This window comes from Kitasatospora sp. NPDC023118 (assembly GCF_055560875.1).
In genome coordinates, this window is record NZ_JBVHHW010000018.1 from 63,913 (window position 1) to 82,031 (window position 18,119).

At 74.5% G+C, this 18,119-nt stretch carries 13 protein-coding genes and 2 pseudogenes; 7 read left to right on the forward strand and 8 right to left on the reverse strand.

Annotated features, from left to right (window positions below):
• The 6 genes from ACZ3UD_RS23540 to ACZ3UD_RS23565 form a co-directional block, all read right to left on the reverse strand.
• Positions 1-1,053: a hypothetical protein gene (locus ACZ3UD_RS23540; protein ID WP_465590942.1), complete on the reverse strand. Its 1,053-nt coding sequence runs from the start codon at positions 1,051-1,053 to the stop codon at positions 1-3.
• A 73-nt stretch (positions 1,054-1,126) separates the two neighbouring features.
• Positions 1,127-2,215 carry a WD40 repeat domain-containing protein gene (locus ACZ3UD_RS23545; RefSeq protein WP_465590945.1) on the reverse strand — a complete coding sequence of 363 codons (1,089 nt, stop codon included), beginning with the start codon at positions 2,213-2,215 and terminating at the stop codon, positions 1,127-1,129.
• A gap of 215 nt (positions 2,216-2,430) precedes the next feature.
• Positions 2,431-2,901: an ATP-binding protein gene (locus tag ACZ3UD_RS23550; RefSeq protein WP_465590948.1), complete on the reverse strand. Its 471-nt coding sequence runs from the start codon at positions 2,899-2,901 to the stop codon at positions 2,431-2,433.
• 98 nt (positions 2,902-2,999) lie between these two features.
• On the reverse strand, positions 3,000-3,443 hold the full coding sequence (locus tag ACZ3UD_RS23555; RefSeq protein ID WP_465590951.1) for an STAS domain-containing protein: 444 nt from the start codon (positions 3,441-3,443) through the stop codon (positions 3,000-3,002).
• A gap of 118 nt (positions 3,444-3,561) precedes the next feature.
• Complete coding sequence (locus ACZ3UD_RS23560; RefSeq protein WP_465590954.1) at positions 3,562-4,461, reverse strand: SigB/SigF/SigG family RNA polymerase sigma factor; 900 nt, start codon at positions 4,459-4,461, stop codon at positions 3,562-3,564.
• A 917-nt stretch (positions 4,462-5,378) separates the two neighbouring features.
• Positions 5,379-6,791 carry an amidase gene (locus tag ACZ3UD_RS23565; protein ID WP_465590957.1) on the reverse strand — a complete coding sequence of 471 codons (1,413 nt, stop codon included), beginning with the start codon at positions 6,789-6,791 and terminating at the stop codon, positions 5,379-5,381.
• Between the two features lie 960 nt (positions 6,792-7,751).
• Here ACZ3UD_RS23565 and ACZ3UD_RS23570 point away from each other — a divergent pair.
• The 5 genes and pseudogenes from ACZ3UD_RS23570 (at position 7,752) to ACZ3UD_RS23590 (ending at position 14,708) form a co-directional block, all read left to right on the forward strand.
• Positions 7,752-8,072, forward strand: a complete 321-nt coding sequence (locus ACZ3UD_RS23570; RefSeq protein WP_465590960.1) for a hypothetical protein — start codon at positions 7,752-7,754, stop codon at positions 8,070-8,072.
• Positions 8,073-8,292: 220 nt separating this feature from the next.
• The gene (locus ACZ3UD_RS23575; protein WP_465590963.1) at positions 8,293-8,598 is read left to right on the forward strand and encodes a hypothetical protein; all 306 of its coding nucleotides are present in this window, start codon (positions 8,293-8,295) and stop codon (positions 8,596-8,598) included.
• Positions 8,599-8,724: 126 nt separating this feature from the next.
• Positions 8,725-10,053, forward strand: coding sequence for a M1 family metallopeptidase (locus ACZ3UD_RS23580; RefSeq protein ID WP_465590965.1), 1,329 nt, complete (start codon positions 8,725-8,727; stop codon positions 10,051-10,053).
• Between the two features lie 88 nt (positions 10,054-10,141).
• Positions 10,142-11,884, forward strand: a complete 1,743-nt coding sequence (locus tag ACZ3UD_RS23585) for an RNA ligase family protein (protein ID WP_465590968.1) — start codon at positions 10,142-10,144, stop codon at positions 11,882-11,884.
• Positions 11,884-14,708: pseudogene (locus tag ACZ3UD_RS23590) on the forward strand (RNA repair domain-containing protein). The gene ACZ3UD_RS23585 and the pseudogene ACZ3UD_RS23590 overlap by 1 nt, the downstream one beginning before the upstream one ends.
• 289 nt (positions 14,709-14,997) lie before the next feature.
• Here ACZ3UD_RS23590 and ACZ3UD_RS23595 read toward each other — a convergent pair.
• Both ACZ3UD_RS23595 and ACZ3UD_RS23600 read right to left on the reverse strand, forming a co-directional pair.
• Entirely contained in the window at positions 14,998-15,225 is a 228-nt protein-coding gene (locus ACZ3UD_RS23595; protein WP_465590971.1) for a class I SAM-dependent methyltransferase, read from the reverse strand.
• Between the two features lie 37 nt (positions 15,226-15,262).
• Positions 15,263-15,697: pseudogene (locus ACZ3UD_RS23600) on the reverse strand (peptidoglycan-binding domain-containing protein); the annotation flags it as partial.
• A 224-nt stretch (positions 15,698-15,921) separates the two neighbouring features.
• Between ACZ3UD_RS23600 and ACZ3UD_RS23605 the strand changes: the two are divergent.
• Positions 15,922-16,515 carry a helix-turn-helix domain-containing protein gene (locus tag ACZ3UD_RS23605; RefSeq protein ID WP_465590974.1) on the forward strand — a complete coding sequence of 198 codons (594 nt, stop codon included), beginning with the start codon at positions 15,922-15,924 and terminating at the stop codon, positions 16,513-16,515.
• Positions 16,516-16,556: 41 nt separating this feature from the next.
• Complete coding sequence (locus ACZ3UD_RS23610; protein WP_465590977.1) at positions 16,557-17,813, forward strand: MFS transporter; 1,257 nt, start codon at positions 16,557-16,559, stop codon at positions 17,811-17,813.
• Positions 17,814-18,119 lie beyond the last annotated feature (306 nt).

Here is an 18,119-nt window from a genome sequence, read left to right on the forward strand (position 1 = left end):
TCAGCGCTCCGTCCGGTCCACGATGACGAACCCGCCCGCGTACGGCTGGGCGGAGGTGCGCACCCGCAGCACGGCGTTGCCCCCGGAGGCGAAGCAGGCCGCGGTGGTGCTCCCGGGCTCCAGCCGGGGCGACCCGACGGCGGCGGGCAGGGTGTACGGCACCTGGTCGCCGTTGTGCAGGGTCACGCAGCCGTGCGCGGGCACCCGCAGGTACTGCGGATGGAACCGTCCGTCCAGCACCAGGGCGCTGGGGCCGGGGGCCACCCGCTCACCAGCCCGCACGAGCGCCGGGGTGCCGAACGGCCGCTGCCAGACCACCAGCACCAGGAGGACGGCCAGCAACGCGTAGGCCGTGGGGTGCGGCCCGACCTCGCGCAGCCGGCGGACGCTGCGCCCGGGGTCGGCGACCAGCAGGCCGAGCGGTGCCCCGTAGGCCAGGTGCCCGGCGTAGGCGATGGCAATCAGCCCGGCCCCGCGCAGCGCGTAGACCCCGGCGACGGGCGAGGCCACCGCGAGGGTCTCGATCATCAGGCCCCAGGCCAGGCCCCACTGCCAGCGCCGGCCGGAGGCGAGGACGGCGTAGCTGATCCCGAAGCCGATGCCGTTGGAGAAGTGGAACGCCCAGCCGAGCAGCCCGGTGCGCGGGTCGGACGAGACCGCGCCCAGGGCGAGCACGCCGTAGGTGTCGATCGGGGCGAAGAGCCGGACCCCGGCCAGCACGAACGGCACCCGGACCAGGTCGTAACCGAGGGTGCCGATCAGGCCGCCGACGGTCCCGACCACGAGGGCGCGGTGCAGCCGGCCCAGGCGCGGGCGACGGGCGGTCGCCACGCCGATGGCGGCGAGCAGCGCCAGGCTCGGCACGGTCACCGACCAGAACCAGACGGCGAACGGCGCCAGGCCGTACGCCCAGGCCAGGACGGGGGTGACCGGGAGGAGACCGAGGAGCGCGCACAGGGCCCCGACACCTCGCCCACCGGGCCCGGCGCAGGCCCGGACCACTGGGCTGCCCACGGTCGAGGTGCGCTGCTGTCCTCGTGCCCGTTCGGCCATCTCGGGTTCCGATCCGACCTTCTCCTGCCACGATTCCACCGGCGGGTGACCAAGGGCAACCAATGACCGAGGGCTACAGCTCCCAGTGGCGGATCGTGCGGTCGGCGCTCGCGGAGACCGCACTCCGGCCGTCCGCGGTGAAGGCCACGCCGTTGACGTTTCCGGTGTGGCCCTCGTACCGGGCCAACTCCCGGCCGTCCGCCGGGTCGACCAACCGGACCCGGTTGTCGACACCGAGGACGGCGAGCAGGTCGGCGTCGTAGTAGTCGGTGCCGCTGCCGGTCAGCACTCGGCAGCCGTCCGGGGACACCGCCAGGCAGCGCAGGTTGCCCGCGCCGATCTCGAAGTGGCCCGTCTCGGCGCCGGTGACCGGGTCCCACACGTGCAGCAGGTTGTCCATGGTGGTCGCGACGGCAAGGCCGCCCCGGACGGCGAACCCGACGGCGGTGACCGCGAACAGCCCCTCACCGAACCGGCCCAGCTCCGTGCCTGCGTTCAGATCCCACAGCCGCACCTGGTCGGCGCCGAGCTCGTACTGGGCGGAGCCGGACAGCAGCTGTCGGCGGTCCGGGGAGAAGGCGACGGCGGTGACGTCCGCGGTGTGCCCCGCAAGGCGCCGCAGCTCCTGCCCGGTCGCCGGGTCCCAGCAGCGCACGGTGTGGTCCCCGCAGCCGGTCGCCACCAGTCGGCCCTCCGGGGAGAAGACCGCGGCCAGGCAGCCCTGCTCCTGTCCGTGGAAGCGGCGCAGTTCGGCGCCGGTGTCGGTGTCCCACAGGACGGCCGGGCCCCAGACGCCGCCGGACACCGCGAGCCGACCGTCCGGGGAGAGGGCCGCGCACTGCACCCCGTCCTCGTGGGCGACCCAGCGGCGCAGCTCCGTCCCGGCTCCGAGGTCCCACAGTCTGAGCGTGTGGTCCTCGCTGCCGGACAGGAGCAGACGGCCGTCGCGGGAGAGGGCGAGACAGGTCACCGCCGCCGTGTGGCCGGTCAGGACGGACGCCGCGCGCGGCGGGCCCGGCGGCGGACCTGGTGGTGGACCTGCCGGTGGACCGGGTGGTGGACCTGCCGGTGGACCGGGTGGTGGACCCGGTGGTGGGCCGGGTGGTGGACCCGGCGGCGGGCCCGGCGGGGGGCCGGTTGGAGGTGTCCCGATGCCTGGCATGTCGGCGCTCCTGCATGAGGGGGTGACCCGCCCGCGACCACTGCCGACGCTACGCCTCGCCCGGGCCCGCGACCACGCGCGGAGCTTCGCGCGTGGGCCCCCGGCGGGTCCCGGTGCCGGGAGCACCACGATGTGGGCGGCCGGCGCGGAGGACGAATCGAGGCACCTGGCGAAGGGCGGGACGAGGGCGCCGGTGCCGAGGGTCGGGCGGCCGGTCAGCTGCCCGGGTGTGGGGGCAGGGCGTCGAGCTCGGCCCAGACCGTCTTGCCGTCGCCATGCGGCAGGGCGCCCCAGCGGGTGGCGGCCTGCTGGACGATGAAGAGTCCGTGCCCGCCGGGCAGGCCCGGGCGGTGCGGGCGGCGCGGTTCGGGCAGGGCCGTCGACCGGTCGCTGACCTCGATCCGCAGGCGGGTCTCGGAGGCGTCGAGGACGAGGTCCACGGCGCCGCCGGCGTGCAGCAAGGCGTTGGCGACGAGTTCGGCGACGAGGAGCACGATGTCGTCCTCGGCCCCGGAGGCGCCCGTCGGCCACGACCAGTCGGCGACGGCCTGCGCGGTGTACGCCCGGGCGCGGGAGACGGGCTTCGGCAGCCCGGCCAGGTGCAGGCGTCGGCGCTGGCCGCCGGGCGGCAGCGTGGGGCCGGCGCCCGGCCGGTCGCCGTCGAGGGTTGCCCGGCTGGTCGTCATGTGCGGGTTCCCCTTCGGTTTCGGCGCTGTGTTCCGCTACGTCTGCTCGGTTTCCCGACCACTGCCGGATTATGCGTGCCTCCGGCTGCCGGGAGTGGTCAGAACGGTGCGGCGAGCGCGTCCTCCAGGGACGGATGGAGCGAGAACACGGTGTCCGTGCAGGTCAGTTCCAGCAGCCGCCGCACCGCGACGGAGGGCGCCGACAGGCGAAACCCCACGTCCGCGGCTGCGGCCGCCATCCGCGTCCGCAGCAGCAGGTTCAGGCCGGAGGAGTCGCAGAAGTCGACGCGCCCGAGGTCGACGACCAGCAGCGGCGGATGCCGCTCCACCAGGTCGTCGAGCGTGCTCCTGGCTGGGGCCAGGGTCTCGATGTCGAGGTCGCCGGCCAGCGCGCAGACGGCCGCCAGGGTGTCGGTGTGCCAGGTGTGCACGGCCAGGTCGGGCCCGGAGCGGGCACCCGGCCGGGAGGGTTCGGAGGGGACGGTGGTCGGCGGCACGGTCGCGGGCTCGTTCTCTGCGGGCATCGTCTTCTCGGCTGGCATCGTCGTCGTGTTCCCTCCACGGGGGTCCTCCAGGAGCCTGCGCACGCCGACCGGGGTACGGCCAGGCCGTGGTCGGCGTGCGCGGCGTCGCGTGTGCTCCTGGTGCCGTGAGGCCGGCTCAGGTGGCGGTGAGGTCCGCGCGCAGGTGCTTCAGCGTGCGGGTGAGGAGACGGGAGACGTGCATCTGGGACAGCCCGAGGCGGGCGCCGATCTGGGACTGGGTGAGCTCCTCACCGAAGCGCATGGACAGGATGAGCCGGTCACGTTCCGGCAGGGCGGCGATGAGGGGCTTGAGGACGATCAGGTTCTCCACCGTCGCGAACCGCGCATCGTCCGCGCCGAGGCGCTCGGCGAGCGGGCTCGGCTCCTCCTCGCCCTCGGTGGCGGAGGTGTCCAGGGAGCCGGCGGTGCGGCCGTTGGCGGCGGCGAGCCCCTCGATCACCTCCTCCTCCGACAACTCGAGGTGCGCGGCGAGCTCGGACACGGACGGCGAGCGGCCCAGCCGCTGGAACAGCACGTCGCGCGCCTTGGCGAGGGTGATGCGCAGCTCCTGCAGGCGTCGCGGCACGTGCACGGCCCAGGTGGTGTCGCGGAGGTGCCGGCGGATCTCGCCGAGGATGGTCGGCAGGGCGAAGGTGGTGAACTCCGCGCCGTGGTCGGGGTCGAAGCGGTCGATCGCCTTGATCAGGCCGAGCGAGCCGACCTGTATCAGGTCCTCCTGGGGCTCCCGCCGGTTGCCCACCCGGTGGACCGCGAACCGCACCAGGGACAGATTGAGCTCGATGAGCGTGGCCCGCACGTACGAGTACTCGCGGGTGCCCTCCTCCAGTGTCGACAGCCGGGCCAGCAGCACCCTGGTCAGCTCGCGCGCGTCGGCGGGCGCGACCTCCCGCGGGTTCTCGATGCCGGCGAGTTCCGGGACGACGGCGCGCGGGGCGCCGGACGCGTCGACCGTCGGGGCCTCGTGCTGACCCGGGGCTGTCGCCCAGTGGAGGAGTTCGTCACTGGTCGTGGCCATGTCGGTCCTTTCCCCTCGGCGTACGGTCCGTCCCCGGGTACCCGCCGAGACCGGATCCATGTCCGGTGCCGCTGTGAAGATTGTGCGAACGGTCGGCTCGGGCGGGCGCCGTCGCGGCGGGCGCATGAACCGCGGCATCGGGGGCAGCCGAGCGGATACGACCCGCCGGGCCGTGCCGGATCGGACCGGCCTCACCGCACCTCACCTCACCTCATCGCACCGCATCGCACCGCATCGCACCGCACCGCACCGCACCGAGAGGAGCCCTCGCCCATGACCATCGCCCCCGCCCAGCCCGGCCTCCCGCCGCCACCGCCGCCCCCGGAGCCCCCGGTACCGCCGAAGCCGACCCGGCCACCCGACCCGCCCGTGGTGCCCGACCCGCCACCGCCACCCGGCTCCCCCGTACCTCCGGCGGATCCGCCTCCGGCACCCGACCCCATCCGGCCGGACCCCGACCCACCCGCGCCGCGGCCGGGCCGCCCCCACCCGACCGAACCACCCGACTGAGCCCCCGTCAGCGGCATCCGCTCTCTTGGGCCGAGCCCTCCCCGTCGGCAGCAGAACGGAGCGCGGGACATGTGGTGGAGTCTGCTCCGCCTCGTCGTCGGCGTCGCGGCCGCGCTCTTCACCTACGGCCCTGCCGGCCGCGCGAGCACCTCATCGGCCGCCTCCGCGACAACCACCCCTACGCGCTGCCGCGCGTACCCGTGGCGGAGACGCCGGTGCGGCGCCCGGACGCCCGGGACGCCGCCGACATCCCCGGGCCTGCGCCGGGCCGCCGTACTCCGTAGCCCGAAGGCCCGTAGCCCGGCATTCCCCTGGTTCGACAGCCCGTCACCGGATGGCCCGTCACCGAATCCGCCGGTGTCCGGCCCTGCCCCGTCGCCAGGGCCGGACACCGGCGCGCGCTCGGGTTACGAGCGCGGGTCGATGGGGGCGAGCACGCCGAAGTGGCGCTCGATCACCTCGGCGGCCTCCAGGCACAAGTCCTCGCGGTACATCCGCCCGATGAGCTGGAGGCTTTGCGGCATGCCCTCCGCGAGCCCGGTGGGCACGCTCACCGCGGGCACGCCGACCAGCGAGGTCACGGTGCACAGGGCTCCCGGCAGCATCATCCGGGCGTGGCTCTCGACGTCGGTGCCGTCCGGGAGCACGTCGGCCCCGGGGACGGGCTGGGGGCAGGTGGCCCCGAGGAGCAGCGGGTGGGTCTCCAGGAGTTCGGCCCAGTCCCGTTGGAGGCTGAGCCGGACACCGGTCTGCCGGAGGAACTCGGCGAGATCGGCGTGCGGAGTGCGCTCCATGAACAGGTCGATGTGCTGGGCGCCCTTCTCGGTGAGCAGTTCCCTGGTCCGGGACCACTTCAGGCCGAACTCGGTCATGATGAGCTTGCCGTAGCACTCCAGGGACTCGAACAGCTTGGGGATCCGCACCTCCTCCACGGCGTAGCCCGCCTGCTCCAGTGCGGCGGCCGCCTCGTCGATGGCGGCACGGATCTCGGGGTGGACGCCGATTCCGGACGGATCGGCCACGATGCCGATCTTGAGCGGACCGGTGGGGCGGGGCCCGTACGCGGGTACCGGGACCGCCCTGGGGTCCTGCGGGTCCGCGCCCGCCAGTGCCTCGTACGCCGCGCGCAGGTCGGCGACCGAGCGGGCGATCGGACCGTCGACGGGGATGAGCTGGGAGGCCAGCATCGGCTCCTGGCCGAGGATGCGGTGGTCGGCGGCGAAGCGGCCGTGGCTCGGCTTCAGTCCGGCCACTCCGTTGAAGGCCGCGGGCAGCCGGACCGAGCCGCCCGAGTCGTTGCCCAGGCCGAGCGCCGCCATCCCGACGGCCACCGCCACCCCGTCGCCGGTGCTGCTGCCGCCCGGGGTCTTCGACCGGTCCCAGGGGTTGTACGTCCGGCCGAAGAGCTGGCTCGCGGGGTCCGAGGAGATCGCCAGGTCGGGCATGTTGGCGTGGCCGATCGGGATCGCTCCCGCGGCGCGCAGCCTGCGCACCGGCGGGGAGTCGGTCTCGGCCACGTGATCGCGGAACCTCGGCACGCCGTGCGTGGTCGCCCACCCCGCGACGTGGATGTTCTCCTTGACGGTGAACGGCACGCCGGCCAGCGGGCCGAGCCGCTCCCCCGCCGCGCGGCTCCGGTCAGTTGCGCGCGCGGCCTCGCGGGCGCTGTCCGCCATCAGCTGGGTGACGGCGTTCACGACCGGGTTCACCGCCGCGATGCGCTCCAGGTGGCTCTCGACCACCTCGGTCGCCGAGATCTCGCCACGGGCGACGGCCGCGCCCAACTCGGTGGCGTTCAGCTTCCACAGTTCCGTGTCCATCGCTCGCCGGGCCGCCCGCTGCCCCTTGGTGGTGCGCGGGCCGCCCTGCCCCCTTTCCCTCGCTACGCCGTGACGGGTCGTGCCACGCCATGGCAGCGGCGGCCGACATCGACCGCCCGTCGTTTCGATGCGCTTGCATCACATCCCATTCCGGGAAGCGATGCAAGCGCATTACTACGGGGCGGTGACGGGCCGTCGAGGTGGTGCGGCTCGGGCCGTCGTGGGGCCTTGACGGGGGCAGGCGCGTTCCTGCGCGCGTGTCGCACCGATGATCTGACCGCCCATCGTCAACTCCCCGATCGGCAGCTTCACCTGGCGGGGTGGTTAGCCGCCGATTTTCCGAAGGTACTCGAACCGACCTGCCCGAGCAGCCTGGTACGAATACGGAGCGAAGGAAATCCGGTACGCGGGGGCGCGGTTGCCGCGCCGCCGGAGTGGTTCGGGAGGGAGGCGGGGAACGGATGAGGGCAGCGGCGGACGTCCGGGCCATGGCCGTGGCCGGGGTGGAGTCCGGGTGGGGCAGTTCGGGGAAGTTGAGCGCGGTGCTGTCCGCCCTTCGCGACCGGGGCGGAGGGAAGCTCAGATTCATCGGACTGGCATCCGGGCTCGGGCGGCCGGTGCTGGCCGCGCAGTCGGCGCAGCGCCGGTTCGACCTGCCGGAGGGTGGGTCGGGCGAGGAACTCGGACGGATCGTCCGGGCGCAGCGCGTGCGGGCGGTGCTGGTGGTGCTGGACGGAGGGCTGGCGAAGGCAATGCGCGCCCACGGTGTGCCGGTGGTGTTCGTGGACAGCCTGCCCTTCCTCTGGACGGGGGGTGACCGGCCCTACCTCCCGCTGGACACCGAGGTGTACTGCGCCCAGCGGTGCGTGGAGCTGCCCTCGGAGGGCGCCGGGGGGCTGGCGGACGCACACCGGCTCCGCTGGGTGGACGCGGTGATCGCCGGCGACGGAGTAACCCGCGATGCCGCGCCGACGCGGCACCCCCGCCGCGCCCTGGCCCAGCACGGTCTTCGCCGAGGAGGAGGCGCTCGCGCTGCGCGCTCACGGCGAGGGGACGGCCCTCGATCTCAGCTACGGCGGGATCGCCCGCGCCACCGACCTCGACCGCCGGCGGACGGCAACGGCCGTACGGGAGAGCCTGGTCGAGAAGCTGAAACACCTGGCCGGTGAGCCCGGCATCGACTGGACGGCGCTGACCACGGCGGTCGGCACGGGCGGCGCGGCGCAGGTCGCCGACGCCCTGGTCGAACTCCTGGGGGCCGCCGCCCCTGCCCGCCGATGAGGTCCGCCGTTCCACACCCGCTGACCTACGTCCGCTTCCGTGTGCCCGCTGCTGGCTGCCCGTTGAGGTGAGCCGCCGACCCGGCCGACGCCACCGATGCAACCGTCTGGCAGCCCCCGCCACCCGAGCTCCAGTGGGCCGCGCTCGGACGTCTACCGGGGCATCCGTCCGGACCTGCGCCACCGGCCGCGGCGCTGCGCGGGAGATTTCGGGAGACCTGGTGCTGCCGCCCCCCGCGGTCCGCCGGATCACCCCGACGGCGGAGCTGCTGCGTGTCCCCGGCGTGGTCGAGGCCGTTCTCAAGGTCGGTGTCGGCAACGCGGTGTCCGCCCAGCGGGCCTCGCACAACGCCTCGGGGTACGTCCACGCGGTGGGTGCCTCGATCAAGGAGGTGGAGCGGAGGATGCGCGAGGTGCTCGGTACGTTCACCACCGAGCTCACGCCCACACCGGTCGACGGCCCCTCGCGCACTCCCGTCGACGGCCCCACGCCCACGGACAGCCCCGCCCTGGAAGGCGCCCGGTGAGCGACACCCTGGGCGGTCCAGCGGGTGCTGGCCCGGCACGGCGGCTGATCCGCCAAGCCCACGGCCCCACCAGCAAGACCCATGAGACCTACCCGACAGCCCCTACCACCGACAGGAGTACACGGCGTGCGACGCCCCCTCCTCCCCCTGTTCTCCGTCCTCGCCGTGCTCCTGTCGGTGGCCGCCGGGCCGCCCGGCCGCGCGCCCGTCGACCCGACGCGCACCCCCGGCACTCCCGCCTACTCCGTCGAGCTGCGCAGCGACGCCACCGGCGCGCACTGGCGGGGCCACGAGCGGATCACCTTCAGCAACACCTCGCCCGAACCGCTACGCGAGGTGTACCTGCGGCTCTGGGACAACTCCCACGGCAGTTGCGCGGCCCCGCCGGTGCGGGTGTCCGGCCTCAACGGCTCCGCCGAGGTCGCCTGCACCGCGCTGCGCGTGCCACTGCCCCGCCCGCTGCCCCAAGGCGTCGCCGGGAGTGTCGAGTTCGACCTCTCCATCGACGTCCCGGACGGCGTCGACCGCTTCGGCCGCGACGGCGCCTTCAACTTCCTCGGCAACGCCCTGCCCGTCCTAGCCGTCCGGGACGAGGCGGGCTGGCACCTCGACCCGTACACCGACCTCGGCGAATCCTTCTACGGCCTCGCCTCCGACTTCGCCGTCACCCTCGACCACCCCACCAACCTGCTGGTCCCCGCCACCGGCAGCGCTCTGGACACCCCCGGCGAGCCGGGCCGCACGGTCACCCGGGTGGGCGCCCACCAGGTGCGCGAATTCGCCTGGGCGGCAGGGCCGTTCAGTCGGATCGCGGGCCGATCCGCCGACGGCGTCCGGATCGCCGTGTACTCGGCCGCCGGCATCAAGGCGGAGGACGCCCGCGCGATGCTCGACCTGTCCCTGCGGACCGTCGACGCCCACTCCGCCAGCTACGGCGCCTACCCGTACGGCGATCTGGCCCTGGTGCTCGACAACGGCTTCGCGTTCGCCGGCATGGAGTACCCGGCCTTCGTGCTGGACCGGATCAGGCCCTCCGCCGTCATCCACGAGCTGGCGCACCAGTGGTGGTACGGCATCGTCGGCGACGACCAGTACCGCGCGCCCTGGCTGGACGAGTCCTTCGCCGAGTACGCCATGGACCTCGTCCTCGGCGACACCGGCGAGGGCTGCGCCGCCGCCACGCCCTGGCAGTCCGCGAACGAACGCCTCACCAATCCGATGAGCTACTGGGACGCTCACCCCGACCGCTACGAGGCGGTCATCTACGACCACGGCTCCTGCGCCCTGCACGAACTGCGCCGCCTGATCGGGCCGGAGCCGATGTCCGCCCTGCTTCGCGGCTACGCCCGCGCCCACTGGTACGGCGTCTCGACCACCGCCGACTTCAAGGCCGCCGCCCAGGCTGCGACCACCGTCGACCTGACGCCCTTCTGGCGCGAGCACCGCATCGACTGAGCCCGCGCCGGCTCGGTTAATCGGTGGCCCGGCCCTCCCGCACGCTCCTACAGTGTCCGCCGGATCAAGGACGTTCAGGGAGCCGGACATGCGAGTGCACTACCCTCGGACGCCGCATCTCCCCTGGTCACCGGGGGCGACGGCGGACGACGTACGGACCGGGGACCTCTCCGGACTGGCCGGCGCGGAGGTCGTCGTCACCGAGAAGCTCGACGGCGAGAACACCACGCTCTACCCCGACGGCCTGCACGCCCGCTCGCTGGACTCCGCGCACCACCCTTCCCGGGCCTGGGTCAAGGGCTTGCAGAGCCGGATCGGCGCCCGGCTCCCGGAGGGCTGGCGGATCTGCGGGGAGAACCTGTTCGCCCGGCACTCCATCCCGTACACCGACCTGGACAGCTGGTTCTACGGCTTCTCGGTCTGGACCGAACGGGACCACTGCCTGGACTGGGACGACACCGTCCGCTTCCTGCACCGACTCGGCATCCCCGTACCCCGGGTGCTGTGGCGCGGCCGTTACGACGAACGGGCGCTGCGCGCACTGCGGTTGGACCTCGACCGGCAGGAGGGGTACGTGGTCCGGACGGCCCGGGGCTTCCCCCGCGCCGAGTTCGGCGAGCGGATCGCCAAGTGGGTCCGCCCGCAGCACGTGCGCACCGACACCCACTGGATGCACGCCGCCGTGGTGGAGAACGGGCTCGGGCCGGGCGCCGCGCTCTGGGCGGTGCGTTCCGGCCAGCTGCCCGAACTCCCGCCGCTGGCAAAGGCCTTGGGCCTGCCCGAACTGGCCTGCGAGCCCGATGAGTTGGCCGAGGTCTCCGCCCGACTGGACGAACTCGGCCGGACCGGGGACACCCGACTGGCCGGTGTGCTCGCCAGCGCGCTGCGCACCGCCCGCCGGGAGCAGCTCGCGCCGCGACTGGCCGGGCGGCTCGGCCTGCCGCTGGCCCGGCGGGTCGCCGACCTGGTCGGGCTGCACCCCGGTCTGCACCAGCCGTACCCGGACGAGGAGCGCCGCGCCGGGCTGGTCCGGCTCTCCTGCGCCGCCGACCTCGGCGTGCTGCACGCGGTCGCCGCGGCCGCCGCCCCCGGCCGGGCCGAGCGCGAACAGGTCGCCTGGTCCGCCCTGCACGCCGAGGACGCCGCGCTGCTCGGCCCGGACCCGCTCGGCCGGCTGCGCACCGGTCTGCGCGAGGCGCTGGCCGACCTCGACCGCGACGCCGCCGACCGCTGCTGGGCGCAGGCCCGCGAGGCCTACGCGCTCGGCCGGATCTCCACCGTGGAGGAGGCCCTCGCCGCCGCCTGGCGCTGGCGCGACGGCCGCTTCCCCCGCCTGGTCCACCTGAGCGGCCCGGCCGGCAGCGGCAAGAGCACCTTCGCCGCCACGCTGCCCGGAGCCGCCACCCGGATCAGCCTGGACGACCTGCGCGCCGCCCGCGGCTCGCGCGCCGACCAGCGCGACAACCCCGAGGTGCTGCGCGAGGGCCTGGACCGACTGGACGCCGCGCTCGCCGACCCGGCCACCACCGTGGTCTGGGACGCCACCTCACTCAACCGCCACCAGCGCTCCCACGTCCACGCCGTCGCCCGGCGCCGGGACGCCCTGGTCACCCAGGTGGTGCTGCTGGTCGGAGAGGAGGAGCTGCTGCGCCGCAACGCCACACGCCCGCACCCGGTGCCGCCCGAGGTGCTCACCGCCCATCTGCACCGCTACAGCCCGCCCTACCCCGGCCAGGCCCACCGCACCTGGTACGTCGGCCCGCGTGGCACCGTGGAGGACACGGCGGGCTCGCTCGACTCGCTCGACTCGCTCGACCCCGTGGAGGACTGATGCGCCCCATCGAACAGGTCTGCCAGCGCATCCGCTGGGACGCCCGATTCGACCCGGCCCGGTTCACCCTGGGCGTGCGCCAGCGCGACGACCGCACCGAGCGCGTCCCGCTGGAGGCCTTCGCCGCCTCCGGCGAGATCCCCTGGCACCGGGTGCACTGGGTCGAGGCCGACGGCCTGCGGGTGTGGGACCGCGCCACCGGCACGGACCTCCTGGACACCACCGAGGCCGGGCGCCGCACCGACCCGCGCCGCCTGCCCGCACCCTTCTTCACCGCCACCGCCCCGCACGCCTGGCGGCCGGAGGGCGGCTGGCAGCCCGGCGTCGACGCCGGGACGGCGGTCGCGGACAGCCTGCGCGTGGTCACCTGGAACACCCTGTGGGACCGCTACGACGCCGACCGGATCGACACCGCCCGCCGCCGACCGCTGCTGCTCGCCGCACTGGAGGCCGCCGACGCCGACGTCATCGCACTGCAGGAGGTCGAACCGGCTCTGGTCTCCCTGCTGTTGGCCGCTCCCTGGGTCCGGGACGGCTACACCCTGGGCGCCGACCCGAACGGCCCGGACGTGGCCGACCACGGGCTGCTGCTGCTCAGCCGGCTCCCCGTACTGGAGGCCGGACGGCACCAGCTCGGCCCGCACAAGGCCGTCATCGCCGTCACCCTCCGGACCGTTGACGCACCACTGACCGTCGCCGCCGTCCACCTGAGCAGCGACCACTCGCCGGACGGGCCGGCCCGCCGACAGACCGAACTCGCGGCGCTGGCCGAGGGCTTGGGCGCAGTCGTGGGCGAGCTGCTGCTGCTCGGGGACTTCAACGACGGCCGCTCCGGCCCGGCGGGCCCGGCCGCCGCGCTCGGGCTGCGGGACGCCTGGACCGAGGTGCACGGTCCGGCCGACGCCACCCCCACCTTCGACCCGAGCGCCAACCCGCTCGCCGCCGTCTCCACGCTCACCGGCCGAGCCGCCCGCCTCGACCGAGTGCTGCACCGCTGCGACCGCGCCCGGGCCACGGGGGCCACCCTGCTCGGCGACCGCCCGACCAGCGACGGGCTCCGCCCCTCCGACCACTACGGCGTGGCCGTCGACCTCGCCCTCGGCGGCGGCTCCTCCCCGGCGACGCTCGACGCCGCGCCGACCGCGCGCACCGCCGTCGCCTGGCTGCCGCCCGAGGAGCTGTGGCCACCGATCCAGCGCCTGCGCGCCGCGTACGACCCGCAGCTGCGCCGCTGGCCGCCGCACGTCAATCTGCTCTTCGGCTTCGTCCCGGAGGCCGAGTTCGACCGCGCCCTGCCGCTGCTCGGCGCGGCCGCCGCCGAGGTCTCCCCCTTCACCGCCCGCCTGGACGGCGTACACACCTTCGGCCACCGCGAGGGCGCCACCGTCTGGCTGGACCCGGCCGCCGACTCGCCCGAGCCCTGGGCGGCTCTGCGGCACGCCCTCGAACGGCGCTTCCCCCGCTGCCGGAGCCGTGCCGAGGGATACACCCCGCACCTGACCCTCGGGCGCAGCGCGGACCCGCAGCGGGTGGCCGCCGACTGCGCGGCCCGGCTCGACGGGGTCTCGGCGCGGGTGGGCGAACTGGTGGTGCTCTCCCGGCGGGGCGACGAGCCGATGCGGGTGCGTGCGGTGGTCGAGCTGGGAACGGGCGAGGTGCGGGTCCCGCCAGCGGAGCCGGTGGTCCCGCTGCGGCCCGAGCCCGCTGAACGTACGGCTGTCGCCGCCGAGTTGGCCGCACGGATCGCTGCGGCGCTGCCCGAGGGCCTGGTCCACACCGTCGGCTCGCGGCGGCTGGGCTGCCAGCTGGACGGCGGCGACCTGGACCTGGTGGCCGCCCTGCCCGGCCCGGCCGATCTGAGGGCGTCCGCGCCCGGGTGGCGGCCGCACTGCCGGAGGCGGGCCGGGTGCGCGAGGTGCGCGGCGCTCGGATGCCCGGGCTGCGGCTGGAGGCGAACGGGCTGACCGTCGACCTGGTCGTGGTGTTCACCGGTGAGCTCGAACCGTCCCAAGCCATCGCCCGGCGCGCCGAGTTGGGCGAGGCGGCCGCGGTCGCGCTGAGCGCGGTCACGGACGCCGAGGCGATCCTGACGGCGGTCGGTGAGCGGCGCGGGCGTTTCGTCCGACTGGCCCGGGAGGTCAAGACCTGGGCGCGGGCGCGCGGCCTGGACTCCGCGCCGTTCGGCCAACTACCGTCGCTGGCCTGGTCGGTGCTGGCCGCGCGGACCGTCCTGGACGCGGACGACACCGCCGGAGCCGCCCTGTTCCAGAGCTTCGCCGAGACCTGGGCCTGCTGGGACTGGCACCAACCCGTCAGTCTGACGGCCGACTTCACGGATCGGACCGCCGCTCCCCTGAGCGTCCTCACCCCCTCCGCCCCCGTCCGCAGCTGCACCAGCCAGGTCGGCGCCGACGCCCGCGACCTGATCGCCGAGGAGCTCTACCGCGCCTGGGAGCTCGGCACCGAGAGCCCCGACCCCTGGCCCGCCCTGCTCTCCCCGCCCCCGCTGCACCGCCGCCACGCCGCCTGGGCCGTGGTCACCACCGGCGAGGAGTCCCTCGGCGCCGTCCGCGGCCGCCTCCGGGCCCTCCTCGCCTCGCTGGAGGAAGCCGGTGCCACCCGCCTCCACGCCTGGCCCCGCCCCTACCGCAGCCGCGACGGCCGCACCCACTTCGCCATCGGCCTCGGCCCCACCCCACTGACCCGGGACCGGCTCACCCCGATCACCACCGCCTGGTCCCGAGACCTCCCAGGCGTCCACGTCGACTACGCCGAGGGCGGCGCGGTCCCGACCCTCGCGTCACCGCGGGAGGGCCTCGGCTGAGCGCCTGGGCCGACCGCAGCGACCCCTCGTAGACCTCGCGGCGTGGGGCCCCGCCGACGATGCCGATCGGCTGGGGGTCGAGGAGCACCGTGACCCGCCCCCTCGGGCCGGTCTCGATCTCCTCGCCGGTCGGCTCGCAGCGGAACCCGTCCTTGTCCAGGGATGCGCGGTCGAGCCGGTAGTCGGGCTTCTGGACGAGCAGGAAGAACTCCCCGCCCGGCACCAGGCTCCGGTGGATGTTGCGGCACATCCGTTCCATCGCCGCGATGCCCTCGGCGTAGTTGAGGCACTACACGCCCAGCGCGATGTCGAACCGCCGCTCCAGCGGCCGCAGTTCGGCCACGTCGCCGACCTCGTAGCGCACGCCCAGCGGCTCGCGCTGCTCGAACTCCCGCGCGGCGGCGATCATTTCGGCGGAGATGTCGACGCCGAACACGTCCGCGGCGCCGCGCCGCTTGAGCTCCCGGCGGTAGAAACCGTTGCCGCACGCCAGGTCGAGGACCGACTCGCCGCGCACGTTCAAAGCCCCAGTCGCCGACGAGGAAGCGTTGGAGCGCGGTGATGGTGTTGGGGCCGAGCTGGCCGTCAACGGTTCCGGCGTTGTATCCGCGATCGTTGAGGTAGCGCTGCCAGGCCTTCCAACTGCCGGGGCCGAGCTGACCGTCGATCGCGCCGGGGTCGCATCCGGCCGCGCGGACGTAGCACTGCACGCTCTTTGCTCCAGTGGTGTTGAGGCCGAGGTTGTTGACTGCCTGGATGGTGACGGTCCGGCCGGTGACCTGCTGGGCGGGCGCGGCGGTGGTCGCGGTCGCACCGGCGAGGGCAGTTCGACGACCGCTCGCGGCCCGGGCGCCGAGCTCAGCCGGATCCATCCGGCCCGCCTGAGCAGCCATCCGGCCGTACTGACAGCTGAGTTGAGGAGTACGGTGACCGCGATCAGCACCCGTTCGGCGGGCGTGACGGGCCCCGGCACCCGCGCCACCCGACATTCTCAGAACCGGCACACCAACCACCCACCGGCGCCCACGGCGGCGAGCAAAAGGAGGAGGTTGACCAGCAGCGCCCCACCCGCCACCTGAGCCGGTTCGAGCCGAGCGCCCCACTCCAGTACCCCTTCCATCCCCGTCCCCTCGCGTCAGCAGTCCCTTGCTGCACTCAACGACAGATCCAAAAATTTTATTGCGCAATTTTTCCTTCGGATCTACCGTGAAGCATGCCCCAGCACCCCGAGCCCGAGCGGATCACCGACCTCTCCCGCCTGAAGGCGTTCACCAACCCGCTGCGCATGCAGCTCTACCGCCTGCTCTACGCCGCGGGCACCGCTACCGCTTCCCAGCTCGCCGAGCAGGTCGACCAGGCGCCGTCCCTGGTCAGCTACCACCTGCGCAAGCTCGCCGAGCACGGCTTCGTGACCGAAGCGGGCGCGCAGAGCCCCGACGGGCGGGAGCGGTGGTGGCAGGTGGCGTCCGAGGAGGGCTGGGGCTTCCGCGAGTCGGACCTCGCCGGTACGCCCGAGGGCGCGGCCGCCGTCGGCGCGGTCACCCGCAGCCTGGTCGACAGCCGCGCCGCGCAGTACCGCACGTACCTGGACCAGGGCGCCGCCTGGGGCAAGGAGTGGACCGACGCGGCCTTCAGCGCCGAGTGGCTGCTCGACCTCACCCCGGTCGAACTCGCCGAGATGAGCGACGAACTCGAAGCGCTGGCCCGTCGCTGGCGGGAGCGCGGCAAAGCCGCCAAGGCCGCTGGCGACACCGAGGGCCGCGAGCACGTGTCCGTCCACCTGTACGGCTTTCCGTTCCGCCCCTGACGCGGACGTCCGTTTCCGTCACCGACCCGCTGGAGCCCGCCATGGCCACCGTGGAGACAGCACCGCCGATACGCCCCGACGCCCCCGCCCACCGCGACGCCAATGTGCTGCGCTGGCTCACCGCCTACACCGCCTCGCTGATCGGCGACAGCGTGTACTTCCTCGCCCTCGGGTGGTCCGCCCAGAAGGCCGCCGGGCCGACCGAGGTCGGTCTGGTGATGGCCGCCGGGGCGCTGCCACGGGCGGTGCTGATGCTCGGCGGAGGTGTCGTCGCCGACCGCCTCGACCCCCGCCGGGTGATCCTCGGCAGCGACACCCTGCGCTGCCTCCTGATCCTCTCCGTCGCCGCCGCCATCGCCCTGACCACGCCCGCGCTCTGGCTGCTGGTCGTGGTGGCCCTGGTCTTCGGCGCCGTGGACGCCCTGTTCGTCCCCGCCGTCGGCGCCCTGCCGCCTCGGATCACCAGCTCCGACCAGCTCGCCCGGGTCACCGGCCTGCGCTCCCTGGCGATGCGTCTGAGCCAGATCGCCGGCCCGCCGATCGGCGGCCTGGCCATGGGTCTCGGCGGCCCGGCCGTCGCCTTCGCCATCGCGGGCCTGCTCTTCGCCCTGTCCCTGCCACTGCTGCTGACGATACGGATCCACCCGCTCGAAGCGCCGTCCGAACAGCCCCGGCCGGGCCGGAGCACCGCCCGCGCCGAACTGCTCGACGGGCTGCGCTACATCCGCCGCCACCGGCTGATCGGCCCGCTGGTCGCCGCCGGGGCGGTCTGCGAACTCGGCCTCACCGGCACCCTCAACGTCGGCATGGTGCTGCTCAACGCCGAACGCGGCTGGGGCCCGTCCGGCTACGGCTGGATCGTCGCCTGCTTCGGCGCCGGAGCGGCCGCCAGCGCCGCCCTGCTCGCCATCGCCGGCTGGCTGCCCCGGGCGGGCCTGACCATGGTCGCGACGCTGCTGGTTGGCAGTGCGGGCGCGGCCGCCATGGCGCTGGTCCCGAGCCTGTGGGCGGCCGCCCTGCTGGCGGCGCTGGTCGGGCTGGGCGCTGGCGTCTTCGGCAGCCTGGACAGCGCTCTCATCCAGACCACCGCCGACCCCGCCTACCTCGGCCGGGTCACCTCCGTCGTGATGCTCACCATGGTCGGCCTCGCGCCGCTCAGTTACCCGCTGGTGGGCGCCGCGATCGGGGCCTGGGGCACGACCCCGGTGTTCCTCGGCTGCGGCGGCCTGTCCTGCCTGGGAGCGGCCTTCGCCTTCGCCTCGAAGGCGGTTCGGCAGGCGGAGCTGCCCCGGCGGTAGAGTCCACGCCCATGTGGGAGGAACTCGGCGCGATCGACTGGGCGGGGCTCAGGCACGACTACGGCTCCGCCTCGGACGTCCCGGGCCTGCTGCGGCACTGCGCGGGCCCCGGCGCAGGCCGCCGATGCCCTCGCCAATCTCCTCTTCCACCAAGGCGGTTGGGCCTGCCCGGCCGCGACCGCCGCACTCCCCCGCCTGGTCCGGCTGGCCACCCGGTCGGGCGTCCCGACCGGCCTCCCGACCCGGCTCGAACTGCTGGACCTGATGACGGATCTGAGCAGCGAGGCCGCCGTCGTCGACGCGAAG